The 16,422-nt window shown below is 69.5% G+C and carries 15 protein-coding genes; 8 read left to right on the top strand and 7 right to left on the bottom strand.

Annotation, left to right across the window (positions count from 1 at the left end):
- Positions 1-3 precede the first annotated feature (3 nt).
- Both ABIE45_RS14045 and ABIE45_RS14040 read right to left on the bottom strand, forming a co-directional pair.
- Complete coding sequence (locus ABIE45_RS14045) at positions 4-1,173, bottom strand: glycosyltransferase (RefSeq protein ID WP_192707276.1); 1,170 nt, start codon at positions 1,171-1,173, stop codon at positions 4-6.
- Between the two features lie 337 nt (positions 1,174-1,510).
- Positions 1,511-2,611 (bottom strand): acyltransferase, encoded by a 1,101-nt coding sequence (locus tag ABIE45_RS14040; protein WP_192707275.1) that lies wholly within the window; start codon positions 2,609-2,611, stop codon positions 1,511-1,513.
- Positions 2,612-2,996: 385 nt separating this feature from the next.
- On the opposite strand from ABIE45_RS14040, the gene ABIE45_RS14035 reads away from it, so the two are divergent.
- From ABIE45_RS14035 to ABIE45_RS14000, 8 genes are all read left to right on the top strand, one after another.
- Positions 2,997-3,251, top strand: a complete 255-nt coding sequence (locus ABIE45_RS14035) for an acyl carrier protein (protein ID WP_192707274.1) — start codon at positions 2,997-2,999, stop codon at positions 3,249-3,251.
- The gene (locus ABIE45_RS14030) at positions 3,248-4,411 is read left to right on the top strand and encodes an acyl-CoA dehydrogenase family protein (protein WP_192707273.1); all 1,164 of its coding nucleotides are present in this window, start codon (positions 3,248-3,250) and stop codon (positions 4,409-4,411) included. Before ABIE45_RS14035 ends, ABIE45_RS14030 begins: the two co-directional genes overlap by 4 nt.
- Positions 4,411-5,367, top strand: coding sequence for an amino acid--[acyl-carrier-protein] ligase (locus ABIE45_RS14025; RefSeq protein WP_373622344.1), 957 nt, complete (start codon positions 4,411-4,413; stop codon positions 5,365-5,367). Before ABIE45_RS14030 ends, ABIE45_RS14025 begins: the two co-directional genes overlap by 1 nt.
- Positions 5,368-5,371: 4 nt before the next feature.
- Positions 5,372-6,343, top strand: coding sequence for a DUF1839 family protein (locus ABIE45_RS14020; protein WP_192707272.1), 972 nt, complete (start codon positions 5,372-5,374; stop codon positions 6,341-6,343).
- Positions 6,344-6,351: 8 nt separating this feature from the next.
- On the top strand, positions 6,352-8,787 hold the full coding sequence (locus tag ABIE45_RS14015) for a glycoside hydrolase family 2 protein (RefSeq protein ID WP_192707271.1): 2,436 nt from the start codon (positions 6,352-6,354) through the stop codon (positions 8,785-8,787).
- On the top strand, positions 8,777-10,570 hold the full coding sequence (locus ABIE45_RS14010) for an alpha/beta hydrolase (protein WP_192707270.1): 1,794 nt from the start codon (positions 8,777-8,779) through the stop codon (positions 10,568-10,570). Before ABIE45_RS14015 ends, ABIE45_RS14010 begins: the two co-directional genes overlap by 11 nt.
- A gap of 68 nt (positions 10,571-10,638) precedes the next feature.
- A complete protein-coding gene (locus tag ABIE45_RS14005) occupies positions 10,639-11,463 on the top strand; it encodes an alpha/beta hydrolase (RefSeq protein ID WP_192707269.1) in 825 nt (274 codons plus the stop codon).
- Between the two features lie 81 nt (positions 11,464-11,544).
- On the top strand, positions 11,545-13,380 hold the full coding sequence (locus ABIE45_RS14000; RefSeq protein ID WP_192707268.1) for a hypothetical protein: 1,836 nt from the start codon (positions 11,545-11,547) through the stop codon (positions 13,378-13,380).
- Positions 13,381-13,544: 164 nt separating this feature from the next.
- Here ABIE45_RS14000 and ABIE45_RS13995 read toward each other — a convergent pair whose 3' ends face one another.
- The 5 genes from ABIE45_RS13995 to ABIE45_RS13975 form a co-directional block, all read right to left on the bottom strand.
- Positions 13,545-13,682 carry a hypothetical protein gene (locus ABIE45_RS13995; RefSeq protein WP_192707267.1) on the bottom strand — a complete coding sequence of 46 codons (138 nt, stop codon included), beginning with the start codon at positions 13,680-13,682 and terminating at the stop codon, positions 13,545-13,547.
- Between the two features lie 517 nt (positions 13,683-14,199).
- The gene (locus ABIE45_RS13990) at positions 14,200-15,141 is read right to left on the bottom strand and encodes a tyrosine-type recombinase/integrase (RefSeq protein ID WP_373622877.1); all 942 of its coding nucleotides are present in this window, start codon (positions 15,139-15,141) and stop codon (positions 14,200-14,202) included.
- Positions 15,142-15,254: 113 nt separating this feature from the next.
- Entirely contained in the window at positions 15,255-15,614 is a 360-nt protein-coding gene (locus ABIE45_RS13985) for a helix-turn-helix domain-containing protein (protein ID WP_373622343.1), read from the bottom strand.
- The gene (locus ABIE45_RS13980) at positions 15,611-15,994 is read right to left on the bottom strand and encodes a hypothetical protein (RefSeq protein WP_192707266.1); all 384 of its coding nucleotides are present in this window, start codon (positions 15,992-15,994) and stop codon (positions 15,611-15,613) included. The genes ABIE45_RS13985 and ABIE45_RS13980 overlap by 4 nt, the downstream gene beginning before the upstream one ends.
- The gene (locus ABIE45_RS13975) at positions 15,991-16,422 is read right to left on the bottom strand and encodes a hypothetical protein (RefSeq protein ID WP_192707265.1); all 432 of its coding nucleotides are present in this window, start codon (positions 16,420-16,422) and stop codon (positions 15,991-15,993) included. Before ABIE45_RS13975 ends, ABIE45_RS13980 begins: the two co-directional genes overlap by 4 nt.

The following is a 16,422-nucleotide window of genomic DNA, read 5'->3' as shown; positions in this document are numbered from 1 at the left end:
CCCTCAGCCCACGGCTTCGAGGCGCGGCAGAACGCGCGGCCGCGTTTCGCAGGAGGCCCGGTGGGCCGCCATCTGCTCGTCGACGAAGGTCGAGAACCGCATCCGGAACAGATCAGCCGAGAAGAGCTCGGCCTGAGCGCGACACGCCTCGCGGCTGAAGTGGCTCTCCTGCTGGAGGAAACCGCGCACGCAATCCGCGATGGCTTGCGGTTCGGGCGTCTCGAAGAACATCCCGGTGCGGTGGGGGCCGCGCACCTGCACCGTCTCTCGGGCACCGCCGCGGCCGAGCGCAAGCACCGGCGTGCCCTCGGCCGAGGCTTCGAGCACGATGATCCCGAAATCCTCCTCCGCCGCAAAGATGAAGGCGCGGGCCGTGGCCATCAGATGGCGCAGCTCGTCGTCGGAGACGAAGCCCGAGAAGGAGACGTTGGGACCGGCGATTTCCCGCAGATGCGCAGCGTCGGGGCCGGTGCCGGCGACGACCAGCTCGAGGTCGGGCAGCATCGCGAAGGCGCGGACCACCGCCTCGACGTTCTTGTAGGGGACGAGACGGCTCGCGACGAGGAAGTGGTTTCCGCGCGGCCCCTCGAAGCGCTGGCGCGACAGGGTGATGGGCGGGTGGATCACCTCGGCGGAGCGGCCGTAGACCTTCTGGATGCGTCGCGCCACGAAGGCCGAATTCGCCACGATGGCGTTCGGGCCGGCCGCCGTGCGGACGTCCCACACGCGCATCTGGTGCAGGATCAGGCGGGCGATCACGCTCTTGATGCCGGCATCGCAGCCGCTTTCCCGCAGATAGGTGTGCTGCAGGTCCCAGGCATAGCGCATCGGCGAGTGGACATAGGAGACGTGAAGCTGATCCGGCCCGGTCAGGACGCCTTTCGCCACCGCGTAGCTGCTCGAGATCACGAGGTCGTAGCCGGCCAGATCGAACTGCTCAATCGCGAGCGGCATCAGCGGCAGGTAGTTCCGGTGCCGGGTCCGCGCGAAGGGCATGCGCTGGATGAAGCTGGTCCGCGCCTGCTCGTAGCCGAGCCGTGCCCGATCCTCTTCCGACAGGAAATCGAACAGCGCGTAGACGTCCGCACCGGGGTAGATTTTCAGCAGTTGCTCGAGGACGCGCTCCGCGCCTCCGACGACATAGAGCCAGTCGTGAACAATCGCGACACGCATCGCAGCTTCCTCGTGGATATGCCGGACGCTGGAAGAAGCGGTTCCGTCCCGGAGTCCAAGACCGGTCGATGTCTCTGGCCGGTCTGCATAGAGAGACTAGGGATCGGGGGGCTAAAAAAGAAGTCAACGGCGGCTTGAAATCTGCAGATCCATGTCAATCGGGTCAGAGAGCGCGATGGTAGTGTTAATTTAAGCGTTCGATTAAGGTTAAATTTCGGCCTTAGAGCAGTCTTGGCCGGGCGATCTGGCCCTTCTCGTCCGCGCGGGAACCGGCCTATCGCGGCGAATGTCTGCAGGACGCGAGTGAATTCGCGGCGTCCGTGACGCCGACGTCGGATCAGGTGGTGATCGTGGCGGGCAGGGCTGCGGAACCGATGCGCCGCTCGTGCCAGCGCTCGTACCGCCGTCGAAGGGCCACGCTCCCGGGTGCCTCGACGAACCGAAATACCAGATCCCCGAGGAATGCCGCTGCCGCGAACGCGCTGACGAAGATCAGGGCGGCGCTGAGGATGCCCGGCGTGACCAAGGCCAGAACGATCTTGGCGGCGGTATGCAGCAGCACGTTGTGGATCAGGTAGAACGCGTAGCTGGCGTTGCCCTGCGTGAACAACCAGCGCGCACGCAACACGATTCCGGCACGCTCCAGCAGGAGCATCGCGCCCACGATCAGGACCGCCGCGGATCCCCAGACCAGGGGCCTGTAGAAGCCCTGAAGCTCGGGGCTGACGCCCAGGGCGTAGGCGCCCCCCTGCCCGCCGAGAAGCAGAAGCGCGGCTGCGAGGACGGCCAGGCTGGCGACGCGCCGGACGGGGAACCCGGCGGGCAAGGAGCCCAGGCGCTGATATGCGTAGCCGAGCCCGATGCCGAACGCGAATTCGATCACGATCGGCTTCGTGTAGAACGCCCAATAGATCCCCGGCACCGGGACGAGTCCGAGCAGGATCAGCCCGAGAAAGAGGCCGGCCGCCGCCAGGACCCGGTGGGCGGACGTCCGGATCAGCAGCAGCCCCGCGAAGACTGCGTAGAAGAACATCTCGTAGTTGAGCGTCCATCCGACCGAGTTCAGCGGTTCGATGTATCCGCCCCGTGAGAAGGGCAGGAACGCCAGCGACTGCAGCAGGTATTCCGGCCGGAATTCAACGATCCCGACCGGCTTCAGGCCCACCAGTGTCATGAGCGCGAGACCGACGGTCACCAGCCAGTAGACCGGGACGACGCGCGCCACCCGCCGCACCAGGAACGCGCCGGGGCGCTCGGCACGCCCGTGCGTGCTGACGAACATGATGAAGCCGGACAGGACGAAGAAGATGTCCACACCGGCCGCGCAGAAGGCGAGGAGATCCGGCCGCGGCAGGACCTGGCCCGCGTAGAGGCTGAAGTGCAGCAGGAACACGAGGTAGGCCGCGAGGGCGCGCAGGACTTGCAGACTGTAGATCATGCGCAGCGGCCACCCGCGGGGCTCGACCCACCCGGCCCGGGCGAGACCGCAGCACCATGCCTGACCGGGGCCCGACAAGTCACGGATTCTCGGGAAACGTGCTGAACAGGCCGCCACCCTGCGTTGAAGAATTAGTCCATACAATTCATTGCAAGGCGCAAGCGCGCCCATTTCTGTGCAGAGACAATCAAAAACACGTCATCGAAAGTCATTTGAAAGGTGTCGGCGCTGAATATGGTTCGCCCGACATTGCCCCGCCCGGCAGCCTCCGGCACGGTTTCCTGCCCCGCTGAGGGGGTTCATATTTACTATTAACAAACGGCTTATTTGACGTCGATAGAATCTAATCAATAGTGTGCCCTAAATCGAAGCACGGAGATCCGCCTTGAACATCACCCAAGACATTCGCGAGATCCTCGGGTCGACCGAAGCCTTCGCCGGACGGGCCGATCAGCTCTCCGAGGACGACAGCCTGTTCGACATGGGGCTCGACTCGTTCGGCTCGGTGCAGCTGATGCTGGCCCTCGAGGAGCGGTTCGAGGTCGAGTTCCCCGACGCGCTCCTGAACCGCAAGTCGTTCTCGACGATCCGGTCGATCCGCGACGCGGTTGCCACCTTGATCAATCGGGAAGCCGCATGAGCACCCTGGCCGCGCGTGCCGAGCGGGCGGCGGCGGTGGCAGCGCGCCACGCCGACGCTGTCGATCGCGAAGGCCGCTTCCCCGCGGAGGCAGTCGCTGCCCTGAAGGCCGAGCGCCTTCTGGGTCTTCAGATTCCGGGACAGTTCGGTGGTGAAGGCGCAGGGCTCACGCAGATCGCCGAGCTCTGCAGCACGCTCGGCCAAGCCTGCAGCGCGGCCGCGATGGTCTTCGCCATGCACCACATCAAGGTGTCGAGCCTCGTCACCCACGGGCTCGACAGCGCCTGGCATTGCCGCCTGATGGAGCGGATCGCGCGCGAGCAGCTGCTCGTCGCCTCCTCGACCACCGAGGCCGGCATCGGCGGTGACCTGCGCAACAGCCTCTGTGCGGTCGAGACGACCGGCGAGGTGTTCGCGCTCGGCAAGGATGCCTCGGTCATCTCCTACGGGGCCCAGGCCGACCTGATCCTCGCCACGGCCCGGCGCAGCCCGGACGCGGCGACGTCGGATCAGGTGCTCGTGGCGCTTTTCGCCGACCAGATCGCGCTGACGCGCACCGGGGGGTGGGACACGCTCGGCATGCGCGGGACCTGCAGCGAGGGCTTCCGCCTGGAGGCCCGGGACATTCCCGTCGAGCAGATCCTGCCGAAGCCGTTCGCGGAGATCGCCGCCCAGTCGATGCTGGCCTCGTCGCACCTGCTCTGGAGCAGCGTCTGGTACGGGATCGCGACCTACGCCCTCGACCGGGCACGCGTGTCCGTGCAGGCGGAGGCGCGGCGCCGGCCCGGCCAGGTCCCGCCGGCGGCCCTGCGCCTCGCGGAAGTGTCCAACGCCCATCAGGCGATGCGCGGCACCATCGTCTCGGCCCTGCGCCAATTCGAGGACGCGCACGGGGATGCCGACACGATCGGCTCTCTCGGCTTCTGCGTCATGCTCAACAATCTGAAGGTCACCGTCTCCGACATGGCCGTCGACATCGTGCGCTGCGCGCTCGCGATCGTCGGGCTCGCCGGGTACCGGAACGATACGCCCTTCAGTCTCGGCCGCCCGTTGCGGGACGTCCTGTCCGCTCCGCTGATGATCGGCAACGACCGCATCCTCGCCAACACCGCCAAGCTCCTGCTCGTGCAGAAGGGCAGCGGCCAGCTCATGAGCGCGTGATGGAATCGTTCTCCTCTCCCCACAGCGAAGTCCTGCTCGAGGACGCGCCGGCCGGCGGCCCGACCTTCCTCGACCGCCTGTTCGATCACGGCCTGCTGATCCGCACCGGGGTCGACGGGCTCTACGGCCGCAGCGGCGCCTTCGAGAGCGTCGTCGAGGCGCTGGACCGGCTGATCACCCGGATCGGCGCCGCGGACGGCGCCGAGGTGATGCGCTTTCCGCCGGGCATGAGCCGGCCAGCCTTCGAGCGGAGCGGCTATCTCAAAGGTTTCCCGAACCTCGCGGGCACCGTCCACAGCTTCTGCGGCGACTCCGCGGGCCATGCCGAGATCCTCGCCTGCGTCGAGGCCGGTCAGGACTGGACGGGCCAGCAGGAGGCCACCGACGTCGTGCTGACGCCGGCCGCCTGCTACCCCCTGTACCCCGTCGCCGCCGCCCGGGGACCGCTCCCGGCTGAGGGGCGCCTGTTCGACCTGCAATCCTACTGCTTCCGGCGCGAGCCCTCGCTGGAGCCGACCCGGATGCAGCTGTTCCGGATGCGCGAATACGTGCGCATGGGCAGCCCCGAGCAGGTTCTGGCCTTCCGCGAATCCTGGCTGGAGCGCGGCACCGCGATGATGCGCGACCTCGGTCTGCCGCTGGCCATCGACGCCGCCAACGATCCGTTCTTCGGCCGGGCCGGCCGGATGCTCGCCAACAACCAGCGGGCGCAAGGTCTGAAGTTCGAGCTGAACGTCCCGGTCAACAGCGTCGAGAAGCCGACCGCCTGCCTCAGCTTCAACTACCACCAGGACCATTTCGGCAGCACCTGGGAGCTGCGCCAGGCCGATGGCGGCGTCGCCCACACGGCCTGCGTCGGCTTCGGCCTGGAGCGGATCACCCTGGCGCTGCTGCGTCACCACGGCCTCGACCTCGCCGCCTGGCCCGAGCCGGTGCGCACCGCGCTGTGGGGCTGACGGCGTGACCGCCGCCCTTCGCCTGCCGTCAGGGCTCGCGCCGGCGGCGCCCTACGTGCCGCACCCGCTGCACGATTCCGGCCGGGACTGGCCCGAGACGAACTGTTACGTCGACCTCTGGATCGAGCTGCTGCACGGCCGCGGACTCGCGCCGGAGGCGATGCTGGGCTTCACCCTGCGGCAGGATTTCGAGGGCGACCAGTTCACTTTCTTCAAGCCGCCGCCCGGCGACATCGAGCGCCTGTACGGGCTCGAGGTCTTGGAACTCGCGGTCTACCGGGACCTCGAGGCCCACGCGCTGATGCAGGTGGGCGCGGGCCGGCCGGTCCTGGTCGAGGTCGACGCGATCTACTTGCCCGATACGCACGGGACGACCTACGGTCGGGACCACGGCAAGACGACGATCGGCATCCTGGCGCTCGATCCGGCCGCCGGAAAGCTGGATTACCTCCACAATGCCGGCCGTTTCCGGCTCTCGGGCGCGGATTACGCCGGGATCTTCGGCCCCGCCACGCTGCCGCCCTACGCCGAGTTCGTGAAGGTGGTCGCCGAACCCCTCAGGGCCGCCGAGCTGCCGGCCGCGGCCCTCGACCTTCTCGTCCGGCACCGCGCCCGCGCACCCCGGCAGAACCCGGTCCTGGCATTCCGCGACGCCCTCGCCGCCACGGCCGAAGGGCTGGTCTGCCGGCCGCTCAGCGTGTTCCACGCCTACGCGTTCAACACGACCCGCCAGCTCGGCGCGAATTTCGAGATGCTCGCGAGCCACCTCGCGTGGCTCGGCGAAAGCGGCGCCGGCGACTTTGCACCCGCCGCGGAGGCCGCCGCCGACCTGAGCCGCGAGGCCAAGGCGTTCCAGTTCCAGCTTGCGCGGGCCTTCCACCGCCGCAGCGCCGCAGGGCTGGCGCCGCGCCTCGATCGCCCCGCCGAGACCTACGCCCGCGTGTTCGCGCTGCTCGACCGGGCGCTCGGCCGCTAGGGACGCCGATGGCCCGCATCCGCAGCGTCGACGGCCGCGTGCCCCAGGTTCCGAACGGACCCTGGCAGCTCGCCGTGACGCCGCCCGGCGCCTACACGGACACCCGCGACCTTGGCGGCCTCACTGACTGGATCGCGGCCGAAATCCCCGGCACCGCGGCATCGGCTCTGCGCGCGGCCGGGCGCTGGACCGAGACGGCGCCGGAGCCGATCCACGACCGCGACCTCTGGTACCGGACCCGCCTTCAGGGTGTCGGCCGGTTCCGCCTCGCCTTCGAGGGTCTGGCGACGCTGGCCGAAATCTGGCTCGACGGCGTGCCGATCCTGTGCAGCCGCTCGATGTTCGAGGCGCATTCCGTCGCGATCGACCTCGACGGCGCGGCCGAGCTCGCGATCTGCTTCCGGTCGCTCCGCGCGGAGCTCGACCGCCCGGCCAAGCGCGGACGCTGGCGACCGCGGATGATCACGCCCGGATCGCTCCGCCACGTGCGCACCAGCGCGCTCGGGTTCATGCCGGGCTGGTGCCCGGAGATCGACCTCGTCGGACCCTATCGGCCGATCACCCTGGAGCCTGTCCGCCCCGGTCTCGCGGAGGCCGATCTCCGTGCCGACCTCCAGGACGGGACCGGCCGCCTCGTCGCGCGCCTGCGGATCGACGGTGGCGGCGCCTCCGCAAGCCTCCTGTGCGACGGTCGCGAAGTGACGCTCGTCGAGACCGAGCCGGGCTTGTTCACCGGCGAGCTGGAGCTGCCCGGCGTCGCGCCGTGGTGGCCGCACACGCATGGCACGCCGCATCTGCATCCGGTCGCGGCGCGCGTCGACGACGCGCTGTTCGATCTCGGGCGGGTCGGGTTCCGATCGCTGTCGCTGACCCGGCCTTTCGAGCAGGGCCTGTCGCTCGCGGTAAACGGCGTACCGGTATTCTGCCGCGGCGCCACCTGGACGCCGCCGGACCTCGTCGGTCTCGGCACGGACGGAACCCGGACGCTGCTCGGGCTGGCCCGCGAGGCCGGCATGAACATGCTGCGTGTCCCCGGCACGACGCTCTATCCGTCGACCGACTTCTACGATCTCTGCGACGAGGCCGGCATCCTGGTCTGGCAGGATCTGATGCTGGCCAATTTCGACTATCCGCACGATGATCCGGACTTCGCCGCCCGTCTGACCCGGGAGGTAACGGGCTTCCTCGACCGGACCCAGACTGCGCCGTCGCTCTGCGTGCTCTGCGGCGGCAGCGAGGTCTGGCAGCAGGCCGCGATGCTCGGCGCGCCGCGTGCCGTCTGGGCCGACGCGTTCTGCGAGACCACCCTGCCGGCGCTGGCGGCGGCGACACGGCCAGACCTCGTGATCGTGCCCAATTCGCCGTCCGGCGGTGCGTTGCCGTTCCTGCCGCGCGCGGGCTGCACTCACTATTTCGGCGTCGGCGCCTATCGCCGGCCCCTGGAGGATGCCCGTCGCGCGGAGGTGGGCTTCGCCAGCGAGTGCTTGGCCTTCTCGAACCCCTCCGATCCCGAGACCCCGGGTCCGGTCGGGCCGGCCGATCCGCGATGGGCGGCCGGCATCCCCCGCGACCGCGGCGCCGACTGGGATTTCGAGACCGTGCGCGACCACTACGTCGACCGCCTCTTCGGCGTCGATCCGGCCGGGCTGCGCACGGGCGATCCGGACCGCTACCTCGAGCTCGGCCAAGCGGCCGTCGCCGAGGTGATGGAGGCGACCTTCGCGGAGTGGCGCCGGCCACGCGCGCCGACGGCGGGCGGCCTCGTCCTGTCCTTGAGCGATCTCGGACCGGGCGCGGGCTGGGGCGTCATCGATTGGGCGCGGCGCCCGAAATCGGTGTGGTACGCCCTGAAGCGCGCCTTCCGGCCCGTGCAGGTCTCCCTCACCGACGAGGGGCTGGACGGCCTCCACCTCCACGTCGTCAACGAGACGCCCACGGCGCGTGCGCTGACCCTGGTGCTGACCTTCTGCGACGTCGGCGGCCGCGTCGCGGCCCGGGCCGAGCGCGACCTTGCGCTGGACGGCCATGCGGCGCTGACGCTGTCGTCCGCGGACCTTCTCGGCCGCTTCTTCGACGCGACGGACAGTTATCGATTTGGACAGCGGATCCACGACCTGGCCCACGCACGGCTCAGCGAGCCTGACGGGACAATCGTGGCGGAAGGCTTCCACTTCCTCGGCCCGCGCCCGAGTACCCGCGAGGATATCGGTCTCACGGCCGAGCCCGCGATCACAGCGGACGGTCCGGCGCTGCGCATCGCGACGGCGCGTCTGGCCTTCGCGGTGCAGATCCGCGCACCCGGCGCGCGCGCCGCCGACAACGGCTTTCATCTCGCGCCGGGCACGACGCGGACCATCGCGTTCCCCGGCGTCGACCGGCTGCCGCGCGGCAGCGTCCGGGCTCTCAACAGCAACGAGATCGTGGAATTCGGCCATGACGCCTGAGATCACGACCCCTGAGTTTCGAGACGTGACCGCGCCATCCGGCCCGCGCGCGCCGCAGCCGGTGACATTCGACGGCCTCTTCGGCTGGCTTCATCCGGCGGCCGGTCGGCGCGGCGTCGTGCTCTGCGGCGCCTACGGGTTCGAGCAGATGGCTGCCCACCGGCCCTGGCGGGTGCTTGCCGACGCGCTCGCGAGCGCGGGCTGCCCGACGCTGCGGTTCGACTACCCCGGCGAGGGCAACTCGGCCGATCAAGACGAGGCGCGTGTCGCCTCCTGCGTCGCGGCGATCCGCCAGGGCATCCGGTTTCTGCGCCATACGACCGGGGTCACGGAGGTCGCGCTGGTCGGCCTTCGCTTCGGCGCGACCCTCGCGGCACTGGCGGCAGAAACGGAATCGGTTGAGCGGCTCGTTCTGCTGGCGCCCGTGACGACCGGGCGCGCTTACCTGCGGGAGATGCGTCTGCGCGCCCAGACGATCGGCCGCCTGCCGGACGGATCGAACCCGCCCGTGGAAGCCGACACGCTGACGATCGGCGGCTTCCGCATGGAGGCCGCGTTCCTGGCCGACCTCGCCGACCTGAATCTCGCCCGGATCGACCATCCGCCGGCGCCGCGAGTGCTCCTGCTCGCTGCCGAGACGAAGGCGCTTGCCACCCGCCTCGGCGCCCTAGGTTGCGACGTCGTGACGGGTCCGTTTCCGGGGCTGGCCCAATTGGTCGGCGATCCGATCTTCGCCACCGTCCCGGCTACCGATTTCGCGCGCGTTACAAGCTTCGCGACCGACGGGATGGCCATGGCGGCGGCCGCCGCGCCATCCCCTCCCCCGGCGCGCCTCGCGGGCTCCGCCTGGGACGAGGAGCCCATCCGGTTCGGACCGGGCCTGTTCGGCATCCGGTGCAGGCCGCGCGTGCGCGAGACGGGTGCGCCGGCGGTCCTGTTCGTCTCGACCGGCATGAGCGTCCATTCCGGTTGGGGGCGCCAGACCACGACGCTCGCCCGGAGCCTGGCCGCCGAGGGCGTCGCCTCGCTCCGCTTCGATTTGAGTGGGATCGGCGACAGCGCGGATCGTCCGGATGGACGCAATCCGCTTTTCGCCCCGGACGGGTTCGCCGACATCGCCGCGGCCGTCGACCAGATCGCCGATACCGGCGCCCCCATCGCGCTCATGGGCGGGTGCAGCGGTGCCTACGCGGTGTTCCAGGCCCTCTGCAGGGACCCGCGGATCGACGGCGCCCTCCTCATCAACCTCTACTGCTTCGACTGGGACCCGGAGCAGGATCTCGACCGCGTGATCCGCCAGACGTTCGGAAGCGCCTCCACCTATGCGGGGCTTCTGACCCAGGGCTCGACCTGGCGGCGCCTGCTCCGGGGCGAGATCCATGTCCGGCCGATCGCCGAGGCTCTGGCGCGGCGCGGGTTCGACGCGGCGCTCCGGCGGGTTCGCCGCGCCTGGCACCCGATCAATCCGGGCGGCTCCGTCGCCCGGCGCGTCGCCGCGATCCGGCGCCGGGGCGCCGAAATCCGCCTGCTCTACAGCGCGGGCGATCCCGGTCTGATCGCCGCGCGCCGCCACCTGGGACGCTTTCCCGGTCGGGCCGACCGGCGTCTCGGCGCGCCGGTGACGGTCGTGGCGGGTGCGGACCACAATCTCGGCTCGCCCGAGGCGCAGGCCCTGCTTGCGGCGCAGCTGCGCGAGTTGCTGCATGCCGTGCGGCGTGTCCCGGCGGCACGGCCGGCCACCGCCGTCTCCGAAATTCGACTCGACGCGTTGGCCCGGACATGAGCCCCGTCCTGATCGGAAGCGGGAGATCCGGCTTTGCCGCGTGACGTGCAGCAGCGGATGATCGGCCGATGTTGAGCCTCGTGTCGGAGACGGCCGTCAGCCTGACGCTGCTGATTCTGAACCTGCTCGCGCCCCTCGAGGTGCAGGTGGACAAGGGGCGCGCCTACGCGGCGGGGGCGTCCCATCAGGCCGACATCTACCGGCCGAGCGGGCCTGGCCCGCACCCGGTCGTGGTGTTCCTCTACGGAGGCGGCTGGCGGAGCGGGTCCAAGGAGGATGTCGCCTATGTCGGCGCCGCCTTCGCGCGACGCGGTTTCGTCACGGTCATTCCGGAATACCGGCATGTCCCGGCGGCGAGCCTGCCGGATATCCTGAACGACAACGCCGCCGCCGTCGCCTGGACGCTCGCGCACGCGGCGGAGTTCGCGGGTGATCCCCACCGTGTCGTCATCGTCGGTCATTCCTCCGGCGCCTGGGCCGCCGCGATGCTGGGATTGGATGCGGCGTGGCTGGAGCGGGCCGGCACCAGCCCGGAGGCCCTCGCGGGCATCGTCGGGCTGTCCGGACCCTACGCGGTGGCCGCGCTGACCGACCCACAGGACAGGCAGGTCTTCGCGGGCAGCGATCAGGCCTTGCAGCCGGTCAACCACGCCGCCGGCCCGCACCCGGCCATGTTGCTGCTCACGGGAGCCGCCGATCGCGACGTGAAGCCCTCCGGAACGGTCGCGCTCGCGGAGAAGCTCCAGCGATCCGCGGGGACTCAGCAGGTGCGCATCTACCCGGGCCTCGGTCACGGCGACATGGTCGAGGCTCTCAGCCTCCCGTTCAGCCTGCACGCCTCGGTCGCGAAGGATATCTGCCGCTTCGTCGATGCCGCGCGGGCCGGGCATTAGGAGCGTCGGTCGATCCGAGCGGCCGCTTCACGCGACGGTAAGCGCATCCTGCCACTTTGCCGGGGCGTCCAGGATCCTCGCATGACCAGCCTCGTCGAAACTCTCTCGGTCCGCCGCGCGGAGGCGGGGCGCTCGCCGTTCGAGAGCCGGCTGCTGATCGGGATGCTCGTCCTCGTCGCGCTCTTCGGCCTGTACGATCCGCGCAATCTCATTCCCGTCTTCGACGGGCTGCGCCTGCCCGATACCGACGACATGATGCGCCTCGTCGGCGTGCGCGACCTTCTGGCCGGCCAGGGCTGGTTCGATCCCGTGCAGCACCGCATGCTGCCGCCGGCCGGCATCGCCTCGCACTGGTCCCGCCTGATCGATCTGCCGCTCGCCGCGCTCATCCTGGCGCTCACGCCCCTGCTCGGGCGCGAACTCGCCGAGCCGGCCGTCGCCGCACTCTGGCCGCTGATGCTCTTCGCGCTCTACGGCGCGCTGGCCTATCTCGGCATGCACCGGCTGTTCGGGTGGCGCCCGGCCCTGCTGACCCTGTTCATCGCGCCGCAGACCGGCGTCTTCCTGAACACCTTCCGCTTCGGGCGGATCGATCACCACAACGCGCAGCTCTGCGCCGTGCTGGCTGTCGCCCTCGCCCTGGCGCGTTCGGACCGGCCCGTCAGGCACGGCCTCGCCGCCGGTCTCGTGGCCGGCCTGTCGCTCGCGATCGGGCTCGAGACCCTGCCGGTCATCGCCGCTGCAGGGCTGTTCGTCGTCGCCGATTGGGTGCTCCACGGCGCCGGTGCGTCCGGCAGGCTTGCGGGCTTCGGGACCGGGCTCCTCGCGTCGAGCGTCCTGCTGTTCGGCGTGCAGACGGCGCCGGCATCATGGACCGTCCCGGCCTGCGATGCGCTCTCGCCACCCTGGCTCCTGCTGGCGGCCGGAGGCGCCTTCACCGGCGTCGCCGCCCTCGCGGCGGAAAGGCTCGGCCTGAACCGGAACGGGCGTCTGATCGTCGCGGCTGTCGTGGGGGCCGCCGTGGCGGCCGGTTTCGTTCTGGTCGCGCCGGCCTGCCTCGCCGGGCCGTTTGCCGGCATGGACGCGCTCGTGCGCACGTCCTGGCTGCAGCAAGTCGACGAGATGCGTTCGTTCCTGCAGGTCCTGCGCGGCGAGCCGGACGTGGCGTTGGCCAACATCGTGCCGCTGATCGCGGCCGCGCTCTACGCAACCGTCATGGCTATCCGCGTGCCGGAGCCCGAACGGCGCCGGTTCTTCCTCGCGGTCGCGACGGTGATGTGGCCGGGCACGCTGGTCGCGCTGATCCAGGTGCGCGGCATGTATGTCGCGGGTGCCTTCGTGCCGCTGATGGCCGCGCTCGCGCTCGACCGCGCCATGCGCATCGTCCGGGAACCCGCGACCGTTCTGCGGCGGCTGATGGTCCTGGCGCTTCCCTTGACCATGATGGGCAAGGTCTGGGCGATCGGTGTCGAACTGCCGACGCGCATCGCGGCGCCTGGCGCGCAACCGGCGATCACGGGAAGTTGGACGACCTGCACCGATCCGACCGCGCTCGCCGCCCTCGGCCGGCTGCCGTCGGGGCTGGTGCTGAGCCAGATCGACCTGGGGCCGGCCATCCTCCTCAGGACCGGGCATTCGATCGTCGCCGCGCCCTACCATCGCAACCTCGTCGGGCTGCGCGCTGCGATTGAGGCATCCGAGGGCTCGGAGGCGGTCTTGAGGACAGTCGCCCGGGACCGTGGCGCCGACTACCTCGTGTTGTGCACGCTCGCGCTCGAGTCGAGAGGTCCGGACAAGCCCGAACCTTTCGCCACGGGCCTCGCCCGCGGCAGCCAGGCAACCCCGAATTGGCTCGATCCAATCAACGATATGCCGGGCGGGTCGGCGCTGAAGGTCTGGCGCATCCGACGCGGGTGAGCGTGCGGCGGGCCACGCGCGCTCCGCTTCGCACCATCAAGGCGCGTCCAGCCTGCCGAGCGGGCGATCCGATCGTCCGGTGAGCCTCAGGCGACGTGCGGTCGGCTCCACCCGAGGGTTTGTAGCGCTGGGATCGCGCGATCAGCTGGCCTGCCTGGCCGTATTCACTTGCTCTTGCCGCCCTTCTTCCCGAGCTCGGCCTGCGCCGATGAAGATGTACGCGGGTTGGACTTGCCTTCCTTTTTGGCCTTCGCGTTTGCCTTCTTGGCCGTCGCGCTGCCGTGGCCCTTCTTCTCAGTCATCGTCGCCTCCGTGATCGGAGGTCGAATGCCAAGGAAGCATCCCACGTTCCGGCGAACGCGAAGTTCCCTGTGAACAGGTGGCGCCTTCCGTCGTCTTGGCCATCGGTGAGGACCTGATTGAGTCTCCCGCTGTCCTGAACCGCATCCTGACAGATCATCACATGTCAGTCGGGGTCACGCCGACGCTTCCAGGAGCCAAGCGGGATTCATCAGACGATGGAGCGCGCAGATCCGCTCTGCGGTGGCTGGTTGCCGCGTCGTGAGGCTGGGACGGCAGCGCTTCGCTGCAAGAGTTCCGGCGGCCGTTCGAGTGCCCAACGCGGGATCGACATCGGAGAAATTTGCGCCCCGGCCGAACCCCCGCCGCCAGACATGAGAAAGGCAGCCCGAGGGCTGCCCTGTCTAGCTCATTGCCGCTGCGGAAAAATGGTCGGAGTGGCGGGATTCGAACCCACGACCCCTAGTCCCCCAGAACAAGATCCGCCGAGAATAATGCTATTTAGATCAGAGGTTTACTCTACTTCCGCGCGCGCCGTGGGTGGGAAACGTGGTTGTTCTTTGCGATCTGGGCCTCTTCCATGGCCTCGACGCCGGCACGGATATCCTCGACCAGAACGTGGGCGTAACGCATCGTCGTCTCGATGCGGGAATGCCCGAGCTGCTTCTGGGCGAGCTTCAGGTTCCCGGTCGCCCGGACGAGCCGCGTGCCCATGGTGTGCCGGGTGTCGTGGCGGCGGAAGCCCTCGGCGATGCCAGCCTCCCGGACGTGGCGTCGCCAGTGCGACTTGAACCCGTTGTCGGTGATCGGGTGCCGCTTCGGTTCAAGCGGCTTTCCGTCAGGCCCCCTGCCCGGCCGCGCCTCGGTGTACGTGAACACGTGGGTGGGGTGGTGGCCGACGGCCTCGTCGACGATCGCCAGCTGCCGTGGGGTGAGCGGCATCGTGTAGAACCGGGCCTGCCCGTCCTTGCCCTTGTTCTTCACGCGCAGCAGCATGCTGAGCCGGTCGACCTGTGCCCAGGTCAGGAGCGCGCCCTGCGCCCGGCAGCCGGTGGCGATCATGAACCGGAACAGCCGGCCGTAATCGGGGCCGAGCGCCTCGATGATCCGCGCCTCCTCGTCGAGACCGGCCTCGCGCACGCGCTCCTCGGGCTCGCGGAGCCGGAAATCGCCCCACTTCGGAGACATGACCGGGTAGCCCCAGACGTCCCGGGCGCGCAGGAAGAGCTTGCGGAGCGGATCGACCGCGTACCGGTTCACCGTCGCGTTCTGGACCGTGTCGGACGGGATCTCGCGCAGGCGCCGAGTGTCCTTGTCCCGCACCACGCGGATCCCGCGGCGGCGCGCGACCATCTGGGCGATCTTCTGGCCGGTGATCTCGGTGAGCAGCGTATCCTCGCCGAAGTGGTCCATGATCCACTCCAGGGACCGCCACGTCGTCGCCGGTACCGCGTGGTGCATGCCGACCTCTTCCCAGTAGAGCGCCACCACCACCGCCATGCTGGGCGGTTCCTTGCCACCCCATTCCTGGCGCTGCTTCTTGACCGCCGCCCGGTTTGCCTTGGCCTCGGCCTTCAGCTGCTTTTCAGTGAGCTGCGCGGCACGCCGCTCAGTCTGGCCCGTAGAGAGGCGATATCGGTCACCTTCGATCCAAAACTCGCACCAGTAGGCCGACGCGTCGGGACGCTTGTAGACGGACATTCCGATCGCCTCTGATCGTGAAGGTAATCGAGCAGGTCGCTGAGCAGAAATCGGCGGAGCTTCCGCTTCTCCCCGGACCCTCGCAAGACGTATTTGATCCGGCCGCGATCGACCTCGCGGCGGAGGGTCTTCTGGTCCATCTCTAGGGCGCGTGCGGTCTCCTGGAGGGTGAGGGTCGTGCGGCCGTCGAAGGCCGCGGCGAGGCGGCTCGGCACCGGCAGGCGTTCGGTCATGACTGGCCCCCTCCCTGCTCCTTCAGCCCTCGGGCGAGCTGCTCGGCGTTCCGGGGCGACAGACGCACGACGTCTCCACCCCGGTAGAAGATTTGGAACGACGAGATCGGCAGCGGTCCGGCATAGGCCGCCGGCTCATTGGGCTGGCGCAGGCCGAACCAGCCGTTGGGCATAGCCCGGTCGACTTCGATCCGAATGCCGGACCCTCCGCCAACCCAGCGAGGGCGCGGCTTGGACATCAGCTTCTTGCAAGCCTCAAGGATCTCGGCGCCCGTAGGCGGTGGCCTGCTGGGCGCCATGCTCGTGTTGAGGATCAACGGCCGATCCATCGCGACCGGCAGCGTCGTGCCGAGCAGCCGACGTCGATAGACCGCGCTCATGCCGCCCCCGCGATGTCGAGCGCGTCGGCCGGGGTGAGCGGCTGCCAGCGGATCAGGGCGCCCTCGAAGGTGAGGATGTTGCCGCCCTCGGGCGGATGCTCGGCCCACCAGAACCGGGCCATGGCCTCAAGGTCCGCGAACCCGTCCGCCTGGGCGAAAGCGTCCATCTGGCCGCTGGTGATGAGGTAGCGTTCGCCGACCTGCATCAGCTCGGCGGCGGCGCGCTTGGAGAACACCAATCGCACCGGCAGTACCTCGACGCACTGGCTCTCGCCGAGACGTCGGCACTGCCGCGTCCGCATGCCGGTGAAGAGCTGCACCATCTCGCCCGGCCGGGCGTGGCGCTTCCGGTCGGCCCGGATCGTCTGAGCCTTCGTGCCGGCCAGGATCGGCGGACCGAACTGCTTCTTGAAGCTGTAGGCGACCAT

It is taken from the genome of Methylobacterium sp. OAE515 (assembly GCF_041806315.1).
In the GTDB taxonomy this organism is placed as follows: Bacteria; Pseudomonadota; Alphaproteobacteria; order Rhizobiales; family Beijerinckiaceae; genus Methylobacterium; species Methylobacterium tardum.
This window is presented reverse-complemented; position numbering and strand designations above follow the sequence as displayed.